The sequence below is a fragment of the Streptomyces sp. NPDC048424 genome (genome assembly GCF_040651555.1).
Lineage (GTDB): Bacteria > Actinomycetota > Actinomycetes > Streptomycetales > Streptomycetaceae > Streptomyces.
Map to the genome: position 1 here is coordinate 258,880 of NZ_JBEZKE010000006.1, position 24,096 is coordinate 282,975.

General features: G+C 72.7%; 20 protein-coding genes. 15 read left to right on the plus strand and 5 right to left on the minus strand.

The window, feature by feature from the left end; translation table 11 throughout:
• Positions 1-79 precede the first annotated feature (79 nt).
• Complete coding sequence (locus AB0D29_RS11640; protein ID WP_362853478.1) at positions 80-1,708, minus strand: carboxylesterase family protein; 1,629 nt, start codon at positions 1,706-1,708, stop codon at positions 80-82.
• 256 nt (positions 1,709-1,964) lie between these two features.
• Between AB0D29_RS11640 and AB0D29_RS11645 the strand changes: the two genes are divergently transcribed.
• Genes AB0D29_RS11645 through AB0D29_RS11670 form a run of 6 tightly spaced genes read left to right on the plus strand, consistent with a single transcriptional unit; the run spans position 1,965 to position 6,936 of the window.
• A complete protein-coding gene (locus tag AB0D29_RS11645) occupies positions 1,965-3,140 on the plus strand; it encodes an ABC transporter substrate-binding protein (protein ID WP_362853480.1) in 1,176 nt (391 codons plus the stop codon).
• Between the two features lies 1 nt (position 3,141).
• Positions 3,142-4,020 carry a branched-chain amino acid ABC transporter permease gene (locus AB0D29_RS11650; protein ID WP_362853482.1) on the plus strand — a complete coding sequence of 293 codons (879 nt, stop codon included), beginning with the start codon at positions 3,142-3,144 and terminating at the stop codon, positions 4,018-4,020.
• A complete protein-coding gene (locus tag AB0D29_RS11655) occupies positions 4,017-5,015 on the plus strand; it encodes a branched-chain amino acid ABC transporter permease (RefSeq protein ID WP_362853484.1) in 999 nt (332 codons plus the stop codon). Before AB0D29_RS11650 ends, AB0D29_RS11655 begins: the two co-directional genes overlap by 4 nt.
• On the plus strand, positions 5,012-5,785 hold the full coding sequence (locus tag AB0D29_RS11660; RefSeq protein WP_362853485.1) for an ABC transporter ATP-binding protein: 774 nt from the start codon (positions 5,012-5,014) through the stop codon (positions 5,783-5,785). Before AB0D29_RS11655 ends, AB0D29_RS11660 begins: the two co-directional genes overlap by 4 nt.
• A complete protein-coding gene (locus tag AB0D29_RS11665) occupies positions 5,782-6,492 on the plus strand; it encodes an ABC transporter ATP-binding protein (protein WP_362853486.1) in 711 nt (236 codons plus the stop codon). The genes AB0D29_RS11660 and AB0D29_RS11665 overlap by 4 nt, the downstream gene beginning before the upstream one ends.
• Positions 6,493-6,510: 18 nt before the next feature.
• Positions 6,511-6,936 (plus strand): VOC family protein, encoded by a 426-nt coding sequence (locus tag AB0D29_RS11670; RefSeq protein ID WP_362853487.1) that lies wholly within the window; start codon positions 6,511-6,513, stop codon positions 6,934-6,936.
• Here AB0D29_RS11670 and AB0D29_RS11675 read toward each other — a convergent pair.
• Positions 6,905-7,810 carry a hypothetical protein gene (locus AB0D29_RS11675; protein ID WP_362853488.1) on the minus strand — a complete coding sequence of 302 codons (906 nt, stop codon included), beginning with the start codon at positions 7,808-7,810 and terminating at the stop codon, positions 6,905-6,907. The genes AB0D29_RS11670 and AB0D29_RS11675 overlap by 32 nt on opposite strands.
• Before the next feature lie 97 nt (positions 7,811-7,907).
• Here AB0D29_RS11675 and AB0D29_RS11680 point away from each other — a divergent pair, with 97 nt between their 5' ends.
• The gene (locus tag AB0D29_RS11680; RefSeq protein WP_362853490.1) at positions 7,908-8,333 is read left to right on the plus strand and encodes a YjbQ family protein; all 426 of its coding nucleotides are present in this window, start codon (positions 7,908-7,910) and stop codon (positions 8,331-8,333) included.
• Positions 8,334-8,464: 131 nt separating this feature from the next.
• Complete coding sequence (locus tag AB0D29_RS11685; RefSeq protein WP_362853492.1) at positions 8,465-8,842, plus strand: hypothetical protein; 378 nt, start codon at positions 8,465-8,467, stop codon at positions 8,840-8,842.
• A 55-nt stretch (positions 8,843-8,897) separates the two neighbouring features.
• On the opposite strand, the gene AB0D29_RS11690 is transcribed toward AB0D29_RS11685, so the two are convergent.
• Both AB0D29_RS11690 and katG read right to left on the minus strand, forming a co-directional pair.
• Positions 8,898-9,350, minus strand: a complete 453-nt coding sequence (locus tag AB0D29_RS11690) for a hypothetical protein (RefSeq protein WP_362853494.1) — start codon at positions 9,348-9,350, stop codon at positions 8,898-8,900.
• Positions 9,351-9,421: 71 nt separating this feature from the next.
• On the minus strand, positions 9,422-11,653 hold the full coding sequence (gene katG, locus AB0D29_RS11695) for a catalase/peroxidase HPI (protein ID WP_362853495.1): 2,232 nt from the start codon (positions 11,651-11,653) through the stop codon (positions 9,422-9,424).
• 301 nt (positions 11,654-11,954) lie between these two features.
• Here katG and AB0D29_RS11700 point away from each other — a divergent pair, with 301 nt between their 5' ends.
• The 5 genes from AB0D29_RS11700 (at position 11,955) to AB0D29_RS11720 (ending at position 18,965) form a co-directional block, all read left to right on the plus strand.
• A complete protein-coding gene (locus AB0D29_RS11700; RefSeq protein WP_362853497.1) occupies positions 11,955-12,365 on the plus strand; it encodes a Fur family transcriptional regulator in 411 nt (136 codons plus the stop codon).
• A gap of 79 nt (positions 12,366-12,444) precedes the next feature.
• Positions 12,445-12,768 (plus strand): plasmid stabilization protein, encoded by a 324-nt coding sequence (locus AB0D29_RS11705; protein WP_362853498.1) that lies wholly within the window; start codon positions 12,445-12,447, stop codon positions 12,766-12,768.
• Between the two features lie 44 nt (positions 12,769-12,812).
• On the plus strand, positions 12,813-13,325 hold the full coding sequence (locus AB0D29_RS11710) for a DUF6328 family protein (protein ID WP_362853500.1): 513 nt from the start codon (positions 12,813-12,815) through the stop codon (positions 13,323-13,325).
• A 206-nt stretch (positions 13,326-13,531) separates the two neighbouring features.
• On the plus strand, positions 13,532-17,470 hold the full coding sequence (locus tag AB0D29_RS11715; RefSeq protein WP_362853501.1) for a Pls/PosA family non-ribosomal peptide synthetase: 3,939 nt from the start codon (positions 13,532-13,534) through the stop codon (positions 17,468-17,470).
• A 91-nt stretch (positions 17,471-17,561) separates the two neighbouring features.
• Entirely contained in the window at positions 17,562-18,965 is a 1,404-nt protein-coding gene (locus AB0D29_RS11720) for a M1 family metallopeptidase (RefSeq protein ID WP_362853502.1), read from the plus strand.
• Between the two features lie 37 nt (positions 18,966-19,002).
• Here the strand turns inward: AB0D29_RS11720 and AB0D29_RS11725 are convergent, their stop codons facing one another.
• The gene (locus tag AB0D29_RS11725; protein ID WP_362853504.1) at positions 19,003-20,880 is read right to left on the minus strand and encodes a protein kinase; all 1,878 of its coding nucleotides are present in this window, start codon (positions 20,878-20,880) and stop codon (positions 19,003-19,005) included.
• A 270-nt stretch (positions 20,881-21,150) separates the two neighbouring features.
• Between AB0D29_RS11725 and ppk2 the strand changes: the two genes are divergently transcribed.
• Together ppk2 and AB0D29_RS11735 are read left to right on the plus strand one after the other, a co-directional pair.
• Complete coding sequence (ppk2, locus tag AB0D29_RS11730) at positions 21,151-21,957, plus strand: polyphosphate kinase 2 (protein ID WP_362853618.1); 807 nt, start codon at positions 21,151-21,153, stop codon at positions 21,955-21,957.
• A gap of 124 nt (positions 21,958-22,081) precedes the next feature.
• A complete protein-coding gene (locus AB0D29_RS11735) occupies positions 22,082-23,935 on the plus strand; it encodes a VanW family protein (protein WP_362853505.1) in 1,854 nt (617 codons plus the stop codon).
• The last annotated feature ends 161 nt before the right edge of the window (positions 23,936-24,096 follow it).

The window sequence follows — 24,096 nt, forward strand, 5'->3', positions numbered from 1 at the left end:
GTCTCTTCGGTGTCCTGCCGCATGCGGCCTCCCGGCCGGGTCCTGCTCCGGGAGACCGCTCGGCCCGGGCGCGTGCCGGTCAGCGCCCCGTCGGCTGGTGCAGGCGCCGCCAGTACCCGGCGAGGTCGTCAACGGCCGAGGTGACCGAGTCCAGCCGCATCGTGGTGCGGGAACCCCGTTCGTAGCGCGCCCACTTCGGCATGGGGGCGTGGTTGGGGTCGCCGGTGCGGATGAAGGAGATCCAGGACGCGTGCATGGTCGAGGCCAGGCCGTCACGGACCCGGGGGTTCAGCCCCGCGAGGAACGGCGCCTGCGCCCACTTGTCGAAGTTGTCGAACACGAACGGCAGCTCCAGGCAGTGCGCCGCCCGCAGTTGGCCGTCGTAGGCGGGCGTCGGGAGGTCGAACTGGTACGCCCAGACCGGCCGCCCGCGGGCCGCCCGCCGCTCCGCCAGCGACACGGCCGGCATGCGGAACAGGTCGTCGCCGACCAGGTCCATGAGCACGTCGAGCGGACGGGCACCGGGCCGGGACTCCTCGTACGCGGTGTATGCCTCGCCCGCCCGCGCTCCGAAGGTGTTCCGCACCCTCGCGAGCACCTGGTCCTTGGTCACGTCGGCGTAGGCCCGGTTGAGCGCGAAGGAGAGGTTGGCCTCCTCCCGGGTCCAGCCGATGAGGACGTCGATGTCCGCCCCGGGGCCGCTGAGCAGCAGATCGGCCGGGTTGCGGTCCATCGTCCCCTCGTCGATCACCGGCAGGTAGGGGGTCGACCAGTACCCCCACTGCTCGGTGCGACCGAACATCTCGAAGGTGGCGGCGACCAGTTGGGGCCAGGGCACGGCGCGCGCCGCGGCCAGGTCCCGCACCTTGAGGATCTCCAGATAGGTGGCGCTGCGCTGGAGCGACTCCGCCCGGGTGGGGATCTGCAGCCCGAGCGGCGGGCTCTGCAGGATGGCCCGCCGGAACAACGGGCGGCCGGCGGGCCGGGCGCCGGCGAGCGCCGCCACCGAGAAGGCGCCGCCGGACTGCCCGGCGAGGGTGATGTTGTCCGGGTCGCCGCCGAACCTGGCGATGTTGTCCCGTACCCAGCGAAGCGCGGCGAGCTGGTCGGTGAACCAGAAGTTGCCGCCGGCGCCGTCCTCGCCGAAGTAGAGGTATCCCAGCGGCCCGAGGCGGTAGTTGAGGGTCACGACGACGAGATCGCCGTCGCGCGCGAAGGTCTCGCCGGAGTAGTTGGGCAGTGAACCGGAGCCGGAGATGAAGCCGCCGCCGTGGATCCAGACCAGCACGGGACGCTTGGCGGCATCGGCCGCCGGGGTCCAGACGTTGAGCGTGAGGCAGTCCTCGCTGAAGGGGGGCGCGCCGTGGTTGCCGAGCGGCCCGCCGGCCCCTTCCTGGTAGGGCTGCGGTGCGCTCGGGCCGAAGGCGGTCGCCTCGCGCGTCCCCTGCCATGCGGGGTGCGGCTGGGCGGGCCGCCATCGGAGGGCGCCGACCGGGGGCGCCGCGTAGGGCACGCCCTTGAACACGGCGAGCCCTCCCTCGACGACTCCGCGCAGCCGGCCCGCGGGCAGCTCCACGACGGGCGAGGGATCGTTCGCCCGGGGGGCGGCCTGCGCCGGGTGGCCGCCCGGGAGGCCGGAGAGGAAGGCGGCGCCGGCCAACACCCCGCTGTTCTTGAGGACTTTGCGCCGCGATGGATCGTCGGTCATGGTGCTTCACTCCCTGACGTATCGGGGGCCCGCTGCCGCAATGGCATAGCGTGAAATTGACGAGGGTCAGTGCTACGGCATACGCGAGACCCGGGTCAAGGGGTGGGGCGCATCCGCCGTACATATCTTGCGAACTATTGACGAGCGTCGCATTGACGCGATAGACACGTGTCACCTCCCCCACCCCGCACCCCCTCCCGCACCCCATCGGCACCTTTCGGGCCGCCGGGGCCGGGTCACAACGTACGGAGTCCCCATGGCAGGTCGGTTTCGCCCCGTAGGTCTGATCACCGCAGTCACCGGCCTCTTGCTGGCCACGGCATGCGGTGGCGCCAGCCTCGGCAACGGCGAGGGCAACAAGCAGAGCGGGCCCGTGAAGATCGGGCTCCTGGTCCCGCAGTCCGGGACCTACAAGGCGCTCGGCGACGACATGAAGCAGGGCTTCGAGCTCTACGTCGCCCAGCACGGCGGCAAGCTCGGCGGCCGCGAGGTCCAGGTCGTGGTCGCCGACGAGGGGGAGACCGCCGACTCCGGCAAGGCGGCGGCCGAGAAGCTCGTCAAGCAGGACCGGGTGCTCGCGGTCAGCGGGGTGGTCAGCTCGGCCACCATCAACGGGGTCAAGGACCTCTTCGAGACCAGCAAGGTCCCGCTCGTCGGCTCCAACGCCTCACCCACGACCCTGACCGGCACCAAGTACGTCTGGCGCACCTCCTACGTCAACGACGAACCGGGCAAGGCCCTGGGCAAGCACGTCGCCGAGAAGGCCGGCGGCCCGGTCTTCCTCATCGCCGCGGGCTACCAGGCGGGCAAGGACGAGATCGAGGGCTTCAAGTCCACCTTCCTCCCCGCCGGCGGCAAGATCGCGGGGGAGGAGGTCTACACCCCGTTCCCGGCCACCAAGAACTTCCAGCCCTACCTCGCGCAGATCGAGAACTCCGGCGCCAAGGCCGTCTTCTGCTTCTACGCCGGCGGCGCGGCCGTCGACTTCGTGAAGCAGTACCGGGACTTCGGACTGGCCGGCAAGATCCCGCTCTACGCGCCCGGCTTCCTCACCGAGGGCGGCGTACTGAAGGGGCAGGGCGAGGCGGCCACCGGCATCCTCACCGCGCTCAACTACAGCGCCGACCTGGACAACGCCGCCAACAAGCAGTTCGCACCGGCCTACCGCACCGCCTACGGCGCCGACCCGACCACCTACGCGATGGCCTCCTGGGACGCGGCGCAGGTCCTCGACAAGGCGATCAAGGCGGCCGGCGGCACCGTGACCTCGGAGACGGTCAACGCCGCCATCGCCACGGTGGGGGACATCGACAGCCCGCGCGGCACCTGGCGCTTCAACGGCGGCGGCACCCCCGAGCAGCCGTGGTACCTGCGCGAGGTCCGGCAGGGCGCCAACACCGTCGCCGGCGACCTCGGCCGACTGGGCGGCTGACATGGGCGGATGGCTGGACGGCAACGTCGTCAGCGTCGTCGACGGAGTCGCCTTCGGACTGCTGCTCTTCACGATCGCGGTGGGGCTCTCCCTGGTCTTCGGCATGATGGACGTCCTCAACCTGGCGCACGGCACGCTGTACCTCGCGGGCGCCTACACCGCGTACGCGCTCTCCGACGGGACCCTGCCGGGCCTCCTCCTCGCCCTCGCGGCCGGCGCCCTGGTGGGCGCCCTCGGGGGAGCGGCGCTGACGGCGCTCACCCAGCCGCTGGCCCGGCGCGGTCACCTGGACCAGGCCGTGCTCACGCTCGGCATCACGTTCATCGTCGCCGACCTCCTCGCCGCCGCCTTCGGCGGCGAGGTGCTCCCCACCGACCCGCCGACCTCGCTCCGCGGGACGGTGGACCTCCTCGGCCACACCTATCCCGTCTACCGGCTGGTGTTCATCGCCGTCGCCGCCTGCCTCGCGACCGTCGTGTACCTCGTCTTCGAACGCAGCTCGCTCGGAGCCCTGGTGAGGGCCACCGTCGCGGACCGGGACATGGTCCGCGCCCAGGGCGTCGACATCCGCAAGGTGCTCTACGGGGTCTTCGCGGCCGGCGCCGCCCTGGCAGCGGTCGGCGGAGTCCTCGGCGCCCCCATCCTGGGACCCGGCCCGGGCGTCGACGAGAGCGTGCTCGTCCTCTCGCTCGTCGTCGTGGTCGTCGGCGGCCTCGGCTCCGTACGCGGCGCACTCGCCGGCGCCCTGCTCATCGGCCAGGTCCAGACGCTCGGTGTGGCCCTGCTCCCGGAGTACGCGCCCTTCCTCCTCTTCGGCACCATGCTGCTGGTGCTCGTCGTCCGCCCGCACGGCCTGGTCGCGTCGGCGGTGCGCACATGAGCCACTCCGCAACGTCCACGTCCGGTTCGGCACGGCAGCGCTCCACCACCCGGCGACTGCTGGTCACCGCCGTGATCGCCGCACTCGCCCTGGCCCCCTTCCTCCTCGGCTCGTACGCCATCGGCACCCTCTCCCGGGTCCTGGTCTTCGCCCTGCTCGCCCTGAGCGTGAACCTGCTCACCGGCCTGACCGGACTGCCGACCCTCGGCCAGTCCGCGTACTTCGGCGTCGGCGCCTACACGGGGGCGATCGTCGCCACCCGGCTCACCGACATCGGCGCGCTCCAACTCCTCGTCGCCGCGGCCGTCTCCGCACTGGTGGCCGTGCCCACCGGATGGCTCGCCGTCCGGGCCCGCGGGGTGGTGTTCCTGATGCTGACGCTGGCCGTCGGCGAGATCGCGTACAGCGCCGCGGTCAACTGGAAGACGCTCACCAACGGCAGCGACGGCATGTCCGGCGTCCCGCCCGTCGTCCCGCTGCCCGGCATGCCCGCGCTGGAGCTCGACGGACTGGTCTACTTCTACGTACTGGCCGTGTTCCTGCTGCTCTTCGCCGCCGTCAGCCGGTTCGGCTCCACCCCCTTCGCCCTCGCCCTGCGCGGAATCCGCGACAACGAGGCCCGTATGAAGGCCATCGGCTACCCCACCCGGTGGTACGCCCTGGCCGTCTACTGCGGCGCCGCGGCGCTGGCCGGCGCCGCCGGGTCGCTGTGGGTCTCCGTGCAGCGGTTCGTCTCGCCCGGCGACGCCGGGTTCGAGATCGCGGCGCTGGCGCTGCTGGCCGTCGTCATCGGCGGCTCGGGCTCGATGTGGGGGACCTGCGCCGCGGCCGCGCTGATCTGGACCACCCGCGACCACCTCGGGAACCTGGAGGCGGTCGCCGGGCGCGGGCCGCTGCTGCTCGGCCTGCTCTTCGTCATCGCCGTCTACACACTGCCCCGCGGGCTGGCCGGCGTACGGCTCCCGTCGAGGCCGAACCGGAAGAGGACGGCGTGACCGATCCCGCACCCGATCTCCTCGAACTGCGCGGAGTTTCCAAGCACTTCGGCTCCTTCCGAGCCGTGGACGAGGTCGGCTTCACCGTGCGCGCCGGCGCGCGCCACGCGGTCATCGGCCCGAACGGCGCCGGCAAGTCCACGCTCTTCGGCCTCGTCTCCGGCACCCTGGCTGCCACCGCCGGATCCCTGCTCCTCGACGGGCGGGACGTGACCCGGCTGCCCGTGCACCGACGGGTCGGACTCGGCATCGCCGCGACCTTCCAGCACTCCAGCCTCTTCCTGCCGGAGACCGTGCTGGAGAACGTCCTGCTCGCCGCGTTGCGCCGGGCCGGGACCGGAACGGGGTTCGGCGGCCGGCGGACGGCCGGAGCCCGGGCCGCCGCGACCGCGCGGGCGCGCACCCTGCTGGAGCGCGTCGGCCTCCCCACCCGGCACGACGTGCCGGCGGCGGAGCTCTCGCACGGCGAACGGCGGCAGCTGGAGGTCGCCGTGGCCCTCGCCACCGAACCTCGGCTGCTGCTCCTGGACGAGCCGGCCGCCGGCATGTCGCCGGCGGAGACGGAGCGGCTCACCAAGCTGATCGCGGCCCTGCCCGAAGAGGTGACCGTACTCCTCATCGAACACGACCTCGACATGGTCTTCGAACTCGCCGACACCGTGACCGTCATGCACCTCGGCAACCACCTCACCACCGGACCCCCGGACGCGGTACGGGCCTCCGCCGAGGTCCAGAGCGCCTACCTGGGCACCACGGAGGTCTCCTCGTGAAACCGTTCTTCAGCGTGCGCGGCCTGCGCTCCGGCTACGCCGGCGGCGTCGTCCTGGGCGGCGTCGACCTCGACCTCGAGGCGGGCGGGACCCTCGCCGTCCTCGGGCGCAACGGCGTCGGGAAGACCACCCTCATCTCGACCGTCATGGGATTCGTCCGACCCTACGAGGGCAGCGTCGAGCTCGACGGCCGGGAGATCGGCGGCGCCCGCGTGGACGTGATCGCCCGCGCCGGTGTGGGGGTCGTCCCGCAGGGGCGCCGGGTGTTCGCACCGCTGACCGTGGCGGAGCACCTCGCGATCGCCGCGCCACGGCGCCGCGCACGCGGGCCGTGGACCCGGGCGCGCATCCTCGACCTGCTGCCGAGGCTGGGGGAGCGACTGGGACACCGCGGCGACCAACTCTCCGGCGGGGAACAGCAGATGCTCGCCATCGCCCGGGCCCTGCTGGGCAATCCGCGGCTGCTGCTCCTCGACGAACCGTCCGACGGACTCGCCCCCGCGATCGTCGCGCAGGTGGGCGAGGTGATCCGCGAGGTGAGCGCGCAGGGCATGACGGTCGTCCTCGTCGAGCAGAACCTGGGGCTCGCCCTGTCCGCCGCCCAACAGGTGGCCGTCATGCAGAAGGGCCGCATCGTGCACCGGGCGGCCGCGACCGAATTCGCGTCCCGGCCCGAGGACCGGCGGCGTCTGCTGGGCGTCGACTGACACCGGAAGGACTCACCGATGACTCCCTCTCCCGACCGCGAACCCCCCTTCACCGCCCTCGGCCGCACGGTGGTGCTCGTCGCGGACGCCGAAGCCGCCCTGGCCTTCTACCGGGACGTCCTGGGCTTCGTGGTGCTGTACGACCAGACGGCCGACGGCTACAGGTACTTGCACATCGGCCTGCCCGGCCCGACCGGGCGGCCGGCGGCCGGTCTCTGGCTGATGCCCGCGACCACGGCCCGGGAACGCGAACTGATCGGCCGTCAGTGCGGTGGCCGGCCGCTCCTCGTCCTGTACACGGACGACGTGGACCGGACCGGCACGCACTTGCGCGCCCACGGCGTGCGGGTGTGGAACGAACGGGTGGGGGACGCGGGCCGTTCCCTGCACTTCGCCGACCTCTACGGCAACGTCATCGTGGCGGCGCAGCTACCGGGCTCCTGAGCACCCGGTCGAGGTGGCGGGCGGTCTCGCGGGTACGGCGCGGTACGCGGCGGCCGCCCTCGACGAGCCGGGCGGCCCGGCCCATCACCCGCAGCGCCCGCACGGACCCGACGGTGGGCACGGCGTCCATCAGGGTCCCCATGGCCGTGTCGGTCTCGCGCCAGTCGCCCGCCCGGGCCAGGACCCGGGCGAGCTCCGCCGCGAACAGCACCCGGTAGGCCGGGCCGTCACCGTCGGCGTGCGCCGCGCCGTGCAGGAGGGCGGCCGCCGCGTCCAGGTCCCCCAGCGCGGCCCGCGCCAGGCCCTGGTGGCCTTCGAGCTCGGGCCGGTCGAACCACCAGGCCCAGGGCGGGTCGCGGTCCGTCGGCGGGTCGTCGAGCAGCTCGGCGGCGGTGCGCAGGGCCCGCCCGGCCTCGGACCCGCGCCCCAGCCGGGCCAGGGCCCGCCCCGCCCGCACGTGGAAGATCGCCGCGACGCGCCCGGGAAGGTCCTCGCGGGCCAGCACGGACGAGGCGATCCGAAGGGAACTCCCGGGCCGGCCCAGATGCTCCTCCTGCATCGCCAGCACCGCGAGCGCCAGGGGTTCCACGGTGGCGGGTCCGGCCCCGCGGCCGCCGCGGGCCAGCTCCAGGGCCCGCAGGTGGAGCCGCCGCGACACCCCGTGCCGTTCGGCGTCGAAGGCGATCCACGCGGCGACCTGGCACAGCTCGGCGCGCGCGGCCCGCCCCGCGTCGTCCCGCACCGGGCCGCCACCGACCGCACGGACCGCCGCCAGGGCCGGGCCCACCGCCCACCGCGCCCCGGCCGCCACATCGAGCGCGACGAGCCCCTCCGTCAAGGCCTTCACCTCGGCCACCGACACCTCGCCCTCCACGGGCCCCCTTCCATCGATTCGGCCGCCCAGTGCGCCGGGCCGTCCGACACCGCCGTGGCTGCACGGCTGCGGGGAGCCACGGCGTGAGGATGGGGCCATGGCCGACACCTTCGCTTCGCGCACCATCGACGTGACGACCGGGGACCGGGAGACGGTCCACGACCTGACCGCTGCCTGTGCCGCCTTCCTCGCGGAGGTGGCACGGGGGCAGTGCGGACTGCTGAACCTCTTCACGCCCCACGCGACCGCCGGCCTCGCCGTCATCGAGACGGGAGCGGGCAGCGACGACGACCTCCTGACGGCCCTGGGGTCCCTCCTGCCCGCGGACGACCGATGGCGGCACCGGCACGGATCCCCCGGCCACGGGCGGGACCACGTACTGCCCGCGATCGTCCCGCCCCACGCGACGCTGCCGGTGATCGACGGAACGCTCGCGCTGGGCACCTGGCAGTCCGTCACCCTGGTGGACACCAACCGGGACAACCCCCGGCGCCAGGTCCGCCTGTCCTTCCTCGGCTGCTGAAGGAGCGTCAGAGTCGGGGCTCAGGGGTGAAGACGTCACCATCATGACAGGTCAGACGGCATTTTCGTAGGACCAAGGGCACAGCCGGATTGTCTTGTTCGGACCCCTGTGCGGCTTTGAGAATCACCGTCATGACTCTCACAGCGCACCCCAGTCACGACGCGGTACTCCGAGCCCGAGTGGCTCTCCTCGGATCACAAGCGCTGCCGGTCCGGCAGGAGGTCGCCGCCTACCGCGTGCTCGCCCAGGTGAGTCCGCTGGCGTACCTGCCCCTGCTGACCGACGCGCTGCTCGAATACAGCCGCCACGAATTCGCCGCGCTGCCCGAAACGGCCCTGGCCCTGCATGCGGAGGCAGTCGCCGCCGCCCGCCGCATGTACGCCATGGAGCCCGGCCGGGCAGACCTGCTCGTCGGCGCGCTGGTCCGTTACAAGAAGCAGTTGACACTCATGGGCGGCCGCGAGGCGGAACTCGGCGCAGTGGACCGGGAGATGGCCGAACTGGCGTGAGGGGCCTCGGCCGCGTCCGCGCGAGTTCGTGGACCGCCGCGCGCCGGGGCGTCGGTCACCAGCGCCAGGTGAGGGCTTGGCCCTCCTCGACCTCGGACCAGCGCTGCGCCGCGCGGTCGAGCGCGGCCGAGGCCAGGGCGGTCTGCCGGTCGTCGAGGGGGCTGCGGCCCAGCCCCCGCCCGTCCGTGGACAGGCCCGACCAGACGCGGTAGGCCCAGTTGACGCGGAGCTCGGCCCGCATGACCGCGTCGCCCTTGCGCCGCAGGACCTTCAGCCCCGACCGGCGGTGGCGGGTCGGCCCGACCGGTTCGAACCCTTCGAAGGTGGCGCCCTCCGCCGTGGCGCCCCAGAACCCGTCGGCGATCCCGAGCGCGCTCTCGACCGCCGCGTGCACGAGGTCGTGGGGCATGGTCGGACCGGTGGGCCGTGCCGCCAGCCGGACGTCCGGGCCGCGCCGGTCCCGTACCTCGAGCTCGTGGTGGTGGTCCGGAAGCTTCCGGAAGATCATTTCCAAGGTTCCGCCTCCCAGGGAGTCCGGGCCGGCCGGCCGGAGGGGGGCCGGCCGGCCCGGACGTCGGGTCACACGAGGTCGAAGCGGTCCAGCTTCATCACCTTGTCCCACGCGGCGACGAAGTCCTTCACGAACTTCGCCTTCGCGTCGTCGCTCGCGTAGACCTCCGCGAGCGCGCGCAGCTCCGAGTTCGACCCGAAGACCAGGTCGGCACGGGTGCCGGTCCACTTGACGGCGCCGGTGGCGGCGTCACGGCCCTCGAAGGTGCTCTCGTCCCCGGCCGTCGCCTTCCACGTCGTACCCAGGTCCAGCAGGTTGACGAAGAAGTCGTTGGTCAGGGACCCCGGGGAGGTGGTGAAGACGCCGTGCGCGCTCTGCTGGTGGTTCGCGCCCAGGACGCGCAGGCCACCGACGAGGACGGTCAGCTCGGGGGCGCTCAGGTTCAGCAGGTTCGCCCGGTCCAGCAGCAGGTACTCGGCCGGAAGCCGGTTGCCCTTCCCGAGGTAGTTGCGGAACCCGTCGGCGGTCGGCTCCAGCGCGGCGAACGACTCCACGTCCGTCTGCTCCTGCGCCGCGTCCGCACGGCCCGGCGCGAAGGGCACCTCGACGTCGAACCCGGCGTCCTTGGCGCCCTGTTCGACGGCGGCCGCACCGGCGAGCACGATCAGGTCGGCGAGCGAGATCCGCTTGCCGCCGGACTGGGCGGCGTTGAAGGACTCCTGGATCCCCGTCAGCGTGCGCAGCACCGTCGCCAGCTGGTCGGGTTCGTTGACCTCCCACCCGCTCTGCGGCTGGAGCCGGATGCGCGCGCCGTTGGCACCGCCGCGCTTGTCGCTGCCGCGGAACGACGAGGCCGAGGCCCACGCCGTGGACACGAGCTGGGAGACCGTCAGGTCCGAGGCGAGGACCTGCTCCTTGAGGGAGGCGATGTCGGCGGCGTCGACGAGCTCGTGCGTGACCGGCGGGAGCGGGTCCTGCCACAGCAGCGTCTCGGCCGGGACCTCCGGGCCGAGGTAGCGCACGACCGGGCCCATGTCGCGGTGGGTCAGCTTGTACCAGGCGCGGGCGAAGGCGTCCGCGAACTCGGCGGGGTTCTCCAGGAAGCGCCGCGAGATCTGCTCGTAGGCCGGGTCGATCCGCAGCGAGAGGTCGGTCGTCAGCATCGTCGGAGCGTGGCTCTTGGACGCGTCGTGGGCGTCGGGCACGGTCCCCGCGCCGGCCCCGTCCTTCGGCCGCCACTGGTGGGCGCCGGCGGGGCTCTTGAACAGCTCCCACTCATAGCCGAAGAGGATCTCGAAGAAGCTGTTGTCCCAGGTGATCGGGGTGTTCGTCCAGATGCCCTCCAGACCACTGGTGATCGCGTCGGCGCCCTTGCCGGTGCCGAAGGAGTTCGCCCAGCCGAGGCCCTGCTGCTCGATCGAGGCGGCCTCGGGGTCCGCGCCGACGCTCTCCGCCGGGCCCGCGCCGTGGGTCTTGCCGAAGGTGTGGCCGCCGGCGATGAGGGCGACCGTCTCCTCGTCGTTCATCGCCATCCGGCGGAACGTCTCCCGGATGTCGCGTGCGGCGGCCAGCGGGTCCGGAGTGCCGTTCGGGCCTTCCGGGTTGACGTAGATGAGGCCCATCTGGACCGCGCCGAGGGGGTTTTCCAGCTCACGGTCGCCGGTGTAGCGCTCGTCGTCGAGCCAGGTGGTCTCGGGACCCCAGTAGACGTCCTCGTCGGGCTCCCAGACGTCCGCGCGACCGCCGCCGAAGCCGAAGGTCTCGAAGCCCATCTGCTCCAGGGCCACGTTGCCGGTCAGGATGAGGAGGTCGGCCCACGACAGGCTCTGGCCGTACTTCTTCTTGACCGGCCACAGCAGTCGGCGCGCCTTGTCGAGGTTGCCGTTGTCCGGCCAGCTGTTGAGCGGCGCGAAACGCTGCTGGCCCGCTCCGGCGCCGCCTCGGCCGTCGCTGATGCGGTAGGTGCCGGCGCTGTGCCAGGCCATGCGGATCATGAAGGGGCCGTAGTGGCCGAAGTCGGCGGGCCACCAGTCCTGCGAGGTGGTCAGCACCTCCGCGATGTCCCGCTTCACGGCAGGGAGATCAAGGGACTTGAACGCTTCGGCGTAGTCGAACTCCTCGCCGAGCGGGTTGGCCACGGCGGGGTTCTTGGCGAGGATCTTCAGGTTGAGGCGCTCGGGCCACCACTGACGGTTTCCGCCGCCCTGGGTCGGATGCGGGGCGCGCTCGTGTGCGACCGGGCAGCCGCCACCGCCCTCCGACTTGGCGTCTACGACGATTGCATCATGGTTCTCAGACATGGGAATCCTTCCGTACCAGGCGGATCACGGTGTTCAGGAACTGAATGCGAGGGAACTGCCGGGGCGAGGGCCCCGCGCACGGTCTCGGCCTCGTCGGTCGGCTCGACGCCGAGGCGGCCACCGTCCCGGACGGTGTCACCTGCCGCTCTGGAGTCGTCCTGTCTCTTGGCTATCCATCAAACCGATCCTACGATGGACGGAATCCAAGTCAAGAAGTATACCAAGCCCATATTGAGTCGGATCCCCGATGTCGGACGACAGGGGTTCGGGGATCCGTCGAACCTGAAACAGGTGAGCCGATATGAGTGACCTGCTGCAGAGGCTGCGCGGGCGTGGCTGGCGGATGACGTCCCAGCGGCGCGTGGTCGCGGAGGTCCTCGACGGAGACCACGTGCACCTCACGGCCGACGAGGTGCACGCCCGTGCGGCGCAGCGGCTGCCCGAGATCTCCCGGGCCACCGTCTACAACGCCCTGGGCGAGCTGGTCGCCCTCGGCGAGGTCGCGGAGGTCACCACCGACGGCCGGGCCAAGCGCTACGACCCCAACGCGCACCACCCGCACCAGCACCTGGTGTGCTCCGGCTGCGGCCTGATCCGCGACGTCCACCCGACCGGAAGCCCCCTGGCCGGCCTCCCGGCGGAGGAACGCTTCGGTTTCACGGTGTCCGGGGTCGAGGTCACCTACCGCGGCCTGTGCCCGGCCTGCGCCTGAAGGGCGTGGGAGGGGCCCGGGAGTGAGCGGGCGCCGAGCGGGTATGCGCCGCACACCGGGCGTCGACCAAGGAGGCACCATGCCCCGCAGTTTCAGCCAGAAGCGTGAACGCCAGTACGAACACATCAAGGAGAGCGCGCAGAAGCGCGGCGAGAGCACCGAGCGTGCCGAGGAGATCGCCGCCAGGACGGTCAACAAGGAACGGGCCCGCGCCGGCGAGTCCAAGACGGCGAGCAAGACGTCGCTCCAGGACATGTCCTCCGCCAAGCGGGGCGGACAGCGCTCCCACAGCGGCGCGCAGGGGCCCACCTACGACCAGCTCTACGAGGAGGCCAAGCGCCGCAACCTGCACGGCCGCTCCTCCATGGACAAGGCCGAACTCAAGCGCAAGCTGGGCCATTGAACATCAAGCCGCCGACGCGTCGGCCGTCGCCCCGTGGAGGCGCCATGCCGGAAGCCACCGACGGAAGAAGCGAGAGTCCGGAAGCCACCGACGGAAGAAGCGAGAGCGAAGAGGAACGCGCGGACCGGCAGTGGCAGGAGCTGATCCAGGAGATCCGCGTCGCCCAGACGGGCGTGCAGATCCTCTTCGGTTTCCTGTTGACGGTCGTGTTCACCCCTCTCTTCCACGAACTTCCGCAGACCGACAAGACCATCTACATCGTCACCGTCGTGCTCGGCTCGCTGGCGACCGGCGCGCTCATCGGGCCCGTCGCCTTCCACCGCGTCGTCTCCGGCCGGCGCATCAAGCCCGAGGCCGTGGCGTGGGCCTCGCGCCTCACCTTCACCGGACTCGTCCTGCTGCTGGCCACTTGCACCGCGGCCCTCTTCCTGGTCCTGCGGGTCGCGACCCACGACGCCGTCGTGCCCTGGCTGGTGGCGGGCGTACTGGCCTGGTACCTCCTGTGCTGGTTCGTCCTGCCGCTGTGGGCGCGGATCCGGTACACCGCGGAGCACTGAGCGGCAGGTCCGTTCGCGCCCCGTTCACGACCCGTTCACCACGATGCGGCGCCATCGTTCCTTCCCGGCCACACGTCAGGCTTCAAGAAGAAAATCCTTGATGCCGCACTAGACTGGTGGGTTGTTTGGCGCTGGAACGGAACAACCCGGGCAGACCTGGGCTCCGCCGGCGACCCGGGACGTCCGGGAACGAGACGCGAGGCCCGATGGCTGCAACACCTGAGCACGGTGAACTCACTCTGCTCGACGGCGAGGACGCGTACGGCGACACGAGCGGCGCGGACGGGGACGCGAGCGGGGAGTCCGGCAAGTCCGCCCGCTTCTCCGCCGGACCCGCCGCGCCGACGCGCACCCTCGTCGACATCTTCGAGGCCTCCGTACGGGCGTACCCCGACGAGCTCGCCCTGGACGACGGCACCACCCGCCTGACCTACCGCGCGCTGGCCACCGAGGTCGAGCGCCGCCGCCGCGCCCTCGCGGCCGCCGGCGTGGGCCGCGGCGACCGGGTCGGCGTACGCGTGCCGTCCGGGACCAACGAGCTGTACGCGGGGATCCTCGCCGTGCTCGCCGCGGGCGCCGCCTACGTCCCGGTCGACGCCGAGGACCCCGACGAGCGCGCCGAGCTGGTCTTCGGCGAGGCCGGCGTACGGGCGGTCCTCGGCGCCGGAGGGCGCATCGACACCACCGGCCTCGCCGGCACCGCCGCGTCCGCCGCGAGGCCCGGCCCCGAGCACGACGCGTGGATCATCTTCACCTCCGGCTCCACCGGCAAGCCCAAGGGCGTCGCCGTCAGCCACCGCAGCGCCGCCGCCTTCGTCGACGCCGAGGCCGCGCTGTTCCTCACCGAGGAGCCGATCGGACCCGGCGACCGCGTCATGGCCGGGCTGTCCGTCGCCTTCGACGCCTCCTGCGAGGAGATGTGGCTCGCCTGGCGCTACGGCGCCTGCCTCGTGCCCGTCCCGCGCTCCCAGGTCCGCAGCGGCGCCGACCTGGGCCCCTGGCTGGCCGACCAGGAAATCACCGTGGTCTCCACCGTGCCGACCCTGGCCGCGCTCTGGGAGCCCGAGACCCTCAACGAGGTCCGGCTGCTGATCTTCGGCGGCGAGGCCTGCCCGCCCGAGCTCACGCAGCGCCTGGTCACCGAGGGCCGCGAGGTCTGGAACACCTACGGCCCCACCGAGGCCACCGTCGTTGCCTGCGCCGCGCTCCTCACCGGCGAGGAACCCATCCGGATCGGCCTGCCCCTGTGCGGCTGGGAACTGGCCGTGGTCGACGAGTCCGGCGAACCGGTGCCGATGGGCGGCAGCGGCCAGCTCGTCATCGGCGGCGTCGGCCTCGCCCGCTACCTCGACCCGGAGAAGGACGCCGAGAAGTACGCCCCGCTGGAGTCCCTCGGCTGGCAGCGCGCCTACCGCAGCGGCGACCTCGTCCGCGCCGAACCGGAAGGGCTGGTCTTCCTCGGCCGCGCCGACGAGCAGATCAAGCTCGGCGGCCGCAGGATCGAGCTGGGCGAGGTGGACGCCGCCCTGCAGGCCCTGCCCGGCGTCGCCGGCGCCGCCGCGGCCGTACGCACCGCCCGCAGCGGCAACCAGCTCCTCGTCGGCTACCTCGTCACCCAGGACGGCTGGGACCACGCGGCCGCGGTCGAACGGCTGCGCTCCGAGCTGCCCGCGGCCCTCGTACCGCTGCTCGCACCGGTCGACGAGCTGCCCACCCGCACCTCCGGCAAGGTGGACCGCAACGCGCTGCCCTGGCCCCTGCCCGAACTGGAGACCACCGGACCCGCCGAGCAGCTCTACGGCACCGAGGCCTGGCTCGCCGAGCAGTGGAGCGAGACCCTCGGCGTGGCCGTCAACAGCGCAGCCGACGACTTCTTCGCGATCGGCGGCAGCAGCCTCGCCGCCGCCCAGCTCACCACCCGGCTGCGCACCCGCTACCCGAGCGCGGCCGTACTCGACATCTACCAGCAGCCCACCCTGCGCAAGCTGGCCCGGCGCCTGGAGAAGTCCGTCCAGGACGACGGCGCGGCCCGCACCATCGCCCCCGTGCCGCTCCGCGCCAAGGTGATCCAGTCGCTGCTGCTGCTCCCGCTGTACACCCTGGTGGGCCTGCGCTGGACGGTGGCGCTGCTGGCCCTGGGCAACGTACTGCACTGGTTCGGGCCCTACCCGTGGGCACCGACCGCCTCCTGGTGGCTCGTCGCCGCCGGAGCCGCACTGCTCTTCAGCCCGCCCGGCCGCCTCGTGATCGCCGCCGGCGGCGCCCGCCTGCTGCTGCGCGGCGTGAAGGCGGGCCGCCACCCGCGCGGCGGAAGCGTGCACCTGAGGCTGTGGACCGCCGAGCGGCTGGCCGAGTACGTCGGCGCGACCTCACTCACCGGCTCCTGGCTGGAACGCTACGGGCGGGCCCTCGGCGCCAAGATCGGCCCCGAGGTGGACCTGCACTCCCTGCCCCCCGTCACGGGCATGCTCAAACTCGGCCGCGGCTGCGCCGTGGAGTCCGAGGTGGACCTCTCCGGGCACTGGCTGGACGGGGACCGGCTGGAAATCGGCCAGGTCAAGGTCGGCGCCGGCGCGGTGGTCGGCACCCGCAGCATCCTCTTCCCCGGCGCCCGGGTCGGCAAGCGGGCCGAGGTGGCCCCCGGCTCCGCCGTCGTCGGCCAGATCCCCACCGGCCAGCGCTGGGCCGGAGCGCCCGCCGGCAAGCTCGGCAAGGCCAAGCGCAACTGGCCCAAGGAACGCCCGCCGCGTTCGGTCCACTGGCGGGCCATGTACGGAGCGACCGGCTTCTGCCTCACGGCCCTGCCCGTGCTCGCCACCGTGCCCGCCCTGCTCGTGGTCAGCCGGTTCGTGCCCGCCGACGCCGGACTCGCCCAGGCCCTGCGCGGAGCGCTGATCGCCGTCGTCCCCGGGGCCCTCGCCTTCGGCTGCGCGTACGCCCTGCTCCTGCTGGTCTCCGTACGGCTGCTCAGCCTCGGACTGCGCACGGGCAACCATCCGACGCACAGCAGGGTCGGCTGGCAGGCCTGGACCGTCACCCAGCTGATGGACCTGTCCCGGGAGACGCTGTTCCCGCTGTACGCCGGGCTGATCACCCCCGTGTGGCTGCGGCTGCTCGGCATGAAGATCGGCCGGGGCGCGGAGGTGTCCACCGTCCTCGCGCTGCCCAGCCTCACCACCGTGGGCGAAGGCGCGTTCCTCGCCGACGACACCCTGACCGCCCCCTACGAACTGGGCGGCGGCTGGGTACGCATCGGACACTCCGAGATCGGCCGCCGGGCCTTCCTCGGCAACTCCGGAATGACCGCCCCCGGCCGCACCGTGCCGGACGACGGGCTGGTCGGCGTGCTGTCCGCCACCCCGAAGAAGGCCAAGAAGGGCAGCTCGTACCTGGGCCTGCCGCCGGTCAAGCTGCCGCGCTCCGCCGCCGACGCCGACCAGAGCCGGACCTACGACCCGCCCGCGCACCTGCTGTGGGCGCGCGGGCTGGTGGAGCTGTGCCGGCTCGTCCCGGTGTTCTGCTCGGCCGCGCTGGCCGTCCTGACCGTGGCGGCGCTCTGCGCGCTGATCACGGCGACCGGGCTGGGGACCTGGGGCACCGCCCTGCTGTCCGGAGCGGTCCTGCTGGCCGCCGGGGTGGCCGCCTGCGCGGTCTCGGTGGCCGCGAAGTGGCTGCTCGTGGGCCGGCACCGGGCGGGCGAGCACCCGCTGTGGAGCGCCTTCGTATGGCGCAACGAACTGGCCGACACCTTCGTCGAGGTACTGGCCGTGCCGTGGCTGGCCGGATCCGTGCCCGGCACCCCGCTGCTGGCCCTGTGGCTGCGCGCGCTCGGGGCCCGGATCGGCCGCGGCGTGTGGTGCGAGAGCTACTGGCTGCCCGAGATGGACCTGGTCGTCCTGGGCGACGCGGTCAGCGTGAACCGCGGCTGTGTGTTGCAGACACACCTCTTCCACGACCGGATCTTGAGGACGGATACTGTGGTCCTCCGCGAGGGCGCCACCCTGGGCCCGGGCGGAATCGTCCTGCCCGGCAGCACGGTCGGGGCCCGCAGCACGCTGGGTCCCGCCTCTCTCGTGATGGCCGGGGAATCCGTCCCCGCCGACACCCGCTGGCTGGGCAATCCGATCGAGGCGTGGCGGTCCTGAACGGACCGTCCCTGCGGTGGTCGGAAGCGGCAGTGGCGGCAGCGGGACACCAGCACGTCGTACGAGCACAGCGCAGGGAGCGGAAGCGGCAGTGAGCGGCCAGAAGACAGACGTGTCCGACCCGTACTTTCCGGCCAACGGCGACTCCCGTTACCGAGTGCACCGGTACGAACTCGCTCTGGAATACCGTCCCGGCCCCAACCGGCTGGCCGGGACGGCCCGGCTCAGCGCCATCGCCGGGCGGGCACCGCTCACCGAGTTCCACCTCAACCTGGCCGAGTTCAGAATAGGACGCGTCCTCGTCAACGGCCGGGCGCCGCACTACGCGCACCGCGGCGGCAAGCTCCGCATCCGGCCGGCCAAGCCGCTGCCCGCCGGCGCCGCCTTCACCGTGGAGGTGCACTGGGCGGGCAACCCCAAGCCGGTCCGCAGCCCCTGGGGCGGACTCGGCTGGGAGGAACTGACCGACGGCGCGCTCGTGGCCAGCCAGCCGGTCGGCGCTCCCTCCTGGTACCCGTGCAACGACCGGCCCGCCGACAAGGCCTCGTACCAGATCTCCGTCAACACGCCCTCCGCCTACACCGTGGTCGCCGGCGGCCGGCTGCTCACCCGGACCACCAGGGCCAGCACCACCACCTGGGTGTACGAGCAGGCCGCGCCGACCTCCAGCTACCTCGTCGGCCTGTCCATCGGCATGCACCAGACGGTGCTGCTCGGCGACCCCGGGCTCGGTGGTGTGCCGCAGAGCGCCCACGTGCCCGCGCACCTGCTGCCGCAGTTCTCCCGCGACTTCGCCCGGCAGCCCGCGATGATGCAGCTGTTCGAGGAACTGTTCGGGCCCTACCCCTTCGGCGAGTACACGGTCGTCGTCGCCGACGAGGAACTGGACGTACCGGTCGAGGCCCAGGGCCTCTCCCTGTTCGGCACCAACCACGTCGACGGCGCGCGCGGCTCGGAACGCCTCATCGCCCACGAGCTCGCGCACCAGTGGTTCGGCAACAGCGTGACCATCGCCGACTGGCGGCACATCTGGCTGAACGAGGGCTTCGCGAAGTACGCCGAATGGCTCTGGTCGGAGCGCTCCGGCGGGCGCACCGCGCACGAGCTGGCGGTCACCGCACACCGGCTGCTGGCCACGCGGACGCAGGACCTGCGGCTCGCCGACCCGGGCCGCAAGCTCATGTTCGACGACCGCCTGTACCAGCGCGGGGGCCTCGCCGTGCACGCGATCCGCTGCGCCCTGGGCGACGGCGCGTTCTTCCGCATGCTGCGCGACTGGCTCACCGTGCACCGCAACGGGGTGGTGACCACCGCCGGCTTCACCACCCACGTGGCCCGCTACGCGGCCGACCCCCTGGACGACCTGTTCTCGGCCTGGCTCTACGAGCCCGCCCTCCCGCCGCTGCCCTCCCCGTCGATACCGGCGAAGCCCGGCTACCCGCCGACGAACGGCGGCCCCGGCAAGGGCCGCGGCCGCGGCCGGACCTCGGCCTAGCTCGCCCCGGCTGGGGCTGGCTCTGCCTCGGCTCGGTCTAGCTCTGCCTCGTCCAGCGTTGGGAGGCCTCCCCGCCGCAGGACTTAGTGGCCAGGCCGCTGGCCATGCCCAGGTCGAGGCAGCCGCCGCCGCCGAGGTCGCTGCGGAGGCTGCCGTTCGCGCCGGTGCGCCAGATCCGGCCGATGTCCTGGGCGCAGTCGCCCACGAAGACGGCCTGGCCGAGCCCGTTGGAGTACAGGCACTGGCCGCTCTGCTGGTTGACGAGCTTGAAGCTGCCGTCCGACCTGCCCTGCACGGTCCAGCGGGCGGACCCGTCCGAGCACTCGCCGAAGTCCGAGGCGCCGAACACCTGGGTGATGCACTTGCCGTTGTTGCCGTTGCGGTAGCGGTAGGTGCCGGACGCGGGGGGTGCCGGAGGGGCCGGGGCCGTGGGGGCCGTGGACGTTCCGCCGCCGGAGGGGTGCGTACCGCCGGCGCCGCCCGCGTTCGTGCCGGATCCGGCCGAGCCGCCCGCGCCGCCCGGACCGGTCTGCGCGCCGCCGCCCGGGCCCGTACCGGAGCCGGGGCCCTGTCCGGCGCCCGCGGCGGCCGCGTTCGGGGGGACGCCGCCCGCCCCGCCCTGCGCCTGGGCCGGCGACTGCGCGGGTGACGCCGTAGCCGCCGGGCTGCCGCCCGTCGTCGTCGGCGGTGACGGGTCGGCCGGCGCCGTGACCGGAGTCTGCGGGGTGCTGCGCGCATCGGCCTGCGGTGAGCCCGTGTGCGGCAGGTACTGGACGGCGAGCGTCGTGCCGCCCGCGACCACGACGACGGGGAGGACGGCCAGCAGGACGCGGGTGCGGCGGCGCCGTTCGGGCCGTTCCGGGCGGGACGCGGCGGGTGTGGGCGCCGGCCCCGGATCCTCCGGCGCCTTCTCGGATCCCTTGCCCGGCGCCGGTTCTGTTTCGGTGTCCGGGTCCGGCTTCTCACCCTTGAGCGGGAGCGTCGGTACGTCGACCTCCTGCACGTTCGCGGCGAAGGCGGCCCGCTCGGTCAGCCGCTCGGCGATGGCCGCCGGCCACAGCGGCTGCGTGAACGGGCCGTGCTGCGCGGCGCGTTCGAGGAGCTCGGCCGCGGTGGGGCGGGCGTCGGGATCCTTGTCCAGGCAGGCCGCGACGAGGTCGGCGAGCTCCGGCTCCGCCTCCCGCAACGGATCCAGGTCGGGCTCCTCGTGGACGATGCGGTACAGCACGCCGTGCCCCGACTCGTCGCCGAAGGGCGGCCGGCCGCACGCCGCGTACGCGAGGACGGAGCCCAGCGCGAACACGTCGGTGGCGCCGCTCAACCGCCGCCTGCCCGAGGCCTGTTCGGGAGCCATGTAGGCGGGCGTGCCCACCACCATGCCGGTCCTGGTCAGCTGGCTCTGCTCCGCGGCGCGGGCGACGCCGAAGTCGATGAGCGTGAGACCGTCGAGCGTCAGCATGGCGTTGGACGGCTTGAGGTCCCGGTGCACCATGTCCAGCGCGTGCACCGAGGCCAGGCCCGCCGCCGCCTCCCGCAGCAGCAGCCACAGCGCGTCCGCGGGCAGCGGGCCGCCGTGCAGCGCGACGGCCTCCCGCAGGGTGAGCCCGGGGATGTACCCGGTGGCGAACCACGGCGGGCTCGCGGAGCGGTCGCTGGCGAGCAGCGGCGCGGTGGCCTCCGCCGGCAGCCGGGCGAGGTTGTCCAGCTCGTGCCCGAAACGCCGCAGGAAGTCCTCGTCCTCGCCGACGACCGAGGACAGCAGCTGCTTGACGGCGACGTACCGGCCCTCATGGACCCCGAGGTACACCCGCCCCATGCCTCCGGCCCCGAGCCGGCCCGCCAGCGCAATGGCCCCGATCCGGCGCGGATCCCCCGCCTCCAACGGCTCGGCTCCGCTCCCCGTCAGCTCTAACACGTCTGCCCCGCTCGAATTAGAATCAGTTTCCAGAAATCTAACCCGATGATCCGCCATCGGCAACGCGCCTGTGCCAGCGCCGACTTGGCGCACCCTCACCTCAGCCGACCTGCGCGCCCGGCCACCAGGGCCACCGGCTGGGAGGGTCGATCGCCGAGCTGCTGAAGATCCTGCCGGCGAGTGTCCGTGAGGCCTGAATGAGCCGGGTGTGAACCCCGGGATCCGGCAGTCTTGATCCACGCGCTGGACGACGACGAGGAGGAGACGGTCATGGGTCTCAAGAAGGCGGTCTACGAGAAGGAGCTGCTTCGGCTCCAGACCGAGCTGATCAAGCTCCAGGAATGGGTGCGTGTGGAGGGTGCCCGACTGGTCGTCGTGTTCGAGGGCCGCGACGCGGCGGGCAAAGGGGGCACGATCAAGCGGGTCGCCGAACACCTCAACCCCCGCGTCGCCCGCATCGCCGCCCTCCCGAAGCCGACGGAGCGCGAACGCGGACAGTGGTACTTCCAGCGCTACGTGGAGCACCTGCCGGCCGCGGGCGAGATCGTGCTGTTCGACCGCAGCTGGTACAACCGCGCCGGGGTGGAGCACGTCATGGGCTTCTGCACCCCCGCGGAGCACCAGCGCTTCCTGCGCCAGTGTCCGGTCTTCGAGCGCATGCTCGTCGAGGACGGGATCCTGCTGCGCAAGTACTGGTTCTCGGTGAGCGACGCCGTCCAGGAGGAACGCTTCCGCCGGCGCACCGAGGACCCGCTGCGCCGGTGGAAGCTCTCTCCCATGGACCTGGAGTCCCTCACGCGCTGGGAGGCGTACTCGCGGGCCAAGGACCAGATGCTCGTCCACACCGACACCGCGGACGCCCCCTGGTACGTGGTGGAGAGCGACGACAAGCGCAGCGCGAGGCTCAACATGATCGCCCACCTGCTGTCCTCGGTCCCGTACGAGGACGTGGCCCTGCCCTCGCTCGTCCTGCCGCCCCGGCCCGCGTCGACGGGGTACGAGCGTCCGCCCAAGGACCTGCAGACCCTCGTACCCGATCACGCGGCCACGCTGAGTAAGCCCCGACCCACATCGTGAGAACTATTACATTCACCCCAGAATCACCCATTTGGCATGGATCATTACCTCCCGGAACTGTCATCTATGGGTCGCTTGTGGGGCCCGCGCCACCCGATTGACCGGTCGGCGCCGTGGGAGAGACATGGGACGTGTGGCCAACTGGACCTCCAACCGACGTATCGCCCTGCCGCTGGCAGGCGGCGCCGTCGTACTCGGACTCGGCGGCGGCCTCTACGTCACCGGGCTCGTGGCCGGCGGTGACATCGACCAGGGCACGAGCGTCCTGGGAGTGGACATCGGCGGAATGAGCCGGGCGCAGGCGCAGCAGAAGCTGACCCACGAGCTCGGGCCCGCCGCCGCGGCCCCGGTCGCCATGCAGATCGGCGACCGCGTGGAGAAGGCCGACCCCGCCACGCTCGGGCTCTCGCTCGACACCACCGCGACCGTCGACCACGCCGTCCGGACGGGATACGGCCCGGCCACCGTCATCGGCAGGCTCTTCGCCTCCGGCGACCGCGAGGTCGAGCCGGTGATCCGGATGAACGAGCAGACCGCCCGGGCCGCGGTCGACCGCATCCGCACGGCCACCGGGCAGCAGGCCCGCGACGGGGAGATCACCTTCGAGAAGGGCGCGGCGAAGGCCGTCGCCCCGCAGCAGGGCGTCACCCTCGTCGAGGACCGGGCCCTCGACACCCTCCGTACGGCCTACCTGCGACCGGACGCCGGCCCCGTCGTGATGCCCGTCGAGCGCACCCAGCCCCGCATCGGCACCGAGGAGACCGGACGGGCCATGCGCCAGTTCGCGCAGCCCGCGATGTCCGGGCCCGTCAACCTCACCGTCGCCGGGCAGCGGCTGTCCATAGGCCCCGGCGTCCTCGGCGAGCACCTGAAGATGCGGGCCGACGCCCAGGGCCGTCTCGTGCCGGCCCTGGACTCCAAGGGCCTGCTCGCCGACCCCGCCGTGGCCCGCCCGATCGGGGCGGTCACCTCCGCCCCGCGCGACGCCGTGCCCCGTCTCGACGCGGACGGCAGGGTGGTCATCGGCGACCCGGGCCGCGAGGGCCGACAGGTCACGGAGGCGGCCCTCGGCAAGGCCGTGCTGCCCCTGCTGACCCGCTCGGGCGATGCCCGCAGCGGCGAGCTCGCCACCGTGGCCGTCCAGCCGGAGCTCTCCGCCGAGGAGGCGCGGCGGCTCGGCATCAAGGAGAAGGTTTCCTCCTTCACCGTCGAGTTCCCGTCCGCCCCGTACCGCACCACCAACATCGGCCGCGCCGTGGAGCTCATCAACGGCTCCGTCGTCATGCCGGGGGAGGAGTGGAGCTTCAACCGCACGGTCGGCGAGCGCACCCCCGAGAACGGCTTCGTCGACGGCATCATGATCAACGACGGCCAGTACGTGAAATCGCCCGGCGGAGGCGTCTCGGCCGTCGCCACCACCATGTACAACGCGGCGTTCTTCGCGGGAGTCAAGCCCGTCGAGCACGGCGCCCACTCCTTCTACATCGAGCGCTACCCCGAGGGCCGGGAGGCCACCGTCGCCTGGGGCACCCTCGACCTGCGCTGGGTCAACGACTCGGGCCACCCCCTCTACATCCAGGCCCGGTCCACCGACACCTCGCTGACCATCTCCCTCCTCGGCACGAAGAAGTACGACGAGATACGTGCGACCAAGGGGCCGCGCACCAACATCACCCCGCCCGCCAAGCGGACGGGCAGCGGGCCGACGTGCGAGGTCCAGACCCCGCTCGAGGGCTTCGACGTGGCCGTGGGCCGTGTCTTCGTCCAGGGCGGCAAGGAGGTCAAGCACGAGGAGTTCAAGACCCACTACACACCGCGCGACGAGGTGACCTGCACGCCGGAGGCCTCGCCGAGCCCGGGCGCGTCGCAGACACCGGGGGCCTCGCCGGCGCCGGGCACCCAGCCGGCCGAGCAGACCCCCGAGACCCATCCGGCCGCCGGGATCGCCCAGGCCGCGCAGGCGCCGCGTACCCCGTAGGCCCCGTCCGGCCCGGCCGCGGGCGGCCCGCAGGCCCTCCGCGGACCCCCGTCGCACCGACCGGTCGTCCAGGACGAGGTGTGACGGATCCGGCGCGCGCCGTGCGCGATGGGAGCCATGGCGGCCCGGAAGTGCTACAACTGGGTTCGTGACCATTCCTC

Bases quoted from the DNA above. Each gene is read 5' to 3' on its own strand.
- AB0D29_RS11670 (WP_362853487.1), top strand. From the start codon at position 6,511: ATGACTCCCTCTCCCGACCGCGAACCCCCCTTCACCGCCCTCGGCCGC.
- AB0D29_RS11700 (WP_362853497.1), top strand. From the start codon at position 11,955: ATGAGTGACCTGCTGCAGAGGCTGCGCGGGCGTGGCTGGCGGATGACG.
- AB0D29_RS11685 (WP_362853492.1), top strand. From the start codon at position 8,465: ATGACTCTCACAGCGCACCCCAGTCACGACGCGGTACTCCGAGCCCGA.
- AB0D29_RS11715 (WP_362853501.1), top strand. From the start codon at position 13,532: ATGGCTGCAACACCTGAGCACGGTGAACTCACTCTGCTCGACGGCGAG.
- AB0D29_RS11735 (WP_362853505.1), top strand. From the start codon at position 22,082: ATGGGACGTGTGGCCAACTGGACCTCCAACCGACGTATCGCCCTGCCG.
- AB0D29_RS11640 (WP_362853478.1), bottom strand. From the start codon at position 1,708: ATGACCGACGATCCATCGCGGCGCAAAGTCCTCAAGAACAGCGGGGTG.
- AB0D29_RS11650 (WP_362853482.1), top strand. From the start codon at position 3,142: ATGGGCGGATGGCTGGACGGCAACGTCGTCAGCGTCGTCGACGGAGTC.
- ppk2 (WP_362853618.1), top strand. From the start codon at position 21,151: ATGGGTCTCAAGAAGGCGGTCTACGAGAAGGAGCTGCTTCGGCTCCAG.
- AB0D29_RS11655 (WP_362853484.1), top strand. From the start codon at position 4,017: ATGAGCCACTCCGCAACGTCCACGTCCGGTTCGGCACGGCAGCGCTCC.
- AB0D29_RS11645 (WP_362853480.1), top strand. From the start codon at position 1,965: ATGGCAGGTCGGTTTCGCCCCGTAGGTCTGATCACCGCAGTCACCGGC.
- AB0D29_RS11680 (WP_362853490.1), top strand. From the start codon at position 7,908: ATGGCCGACACCTTCGCTTCGCGCACCATCGACGTGACGACCGGGGAC.
- AB0D29_RS11690 (WP_362853494.1), bottom strand. From the start codon at position 9,350: ATGATCTTCCGGAAGCTTCCGGACCACCACCACGAGCTCGAGGTACGG.
- katG (WP_362853495.1), bottom strand. From the start codon at position 11,653: ATGTCTGAGAACCATGATGCAATCGTCGTAGACGCCAAGTCGGAGGGC.
- AB0D29_RS11705 (WP_362853498.1), top strand. From the start codon at position 12,445: ATGCCCCGCAGTTTCAGCCAGAAGCGTGAACGCCAGTACGAACACATC.
- AB0D29_RS11710 (WP_362853500.1), top strand. From the start codon at position 12,813: ATGCCGGAAGCCACCGACGGAAGAAGCGAGAGTCCGGAAGCCACCGAC.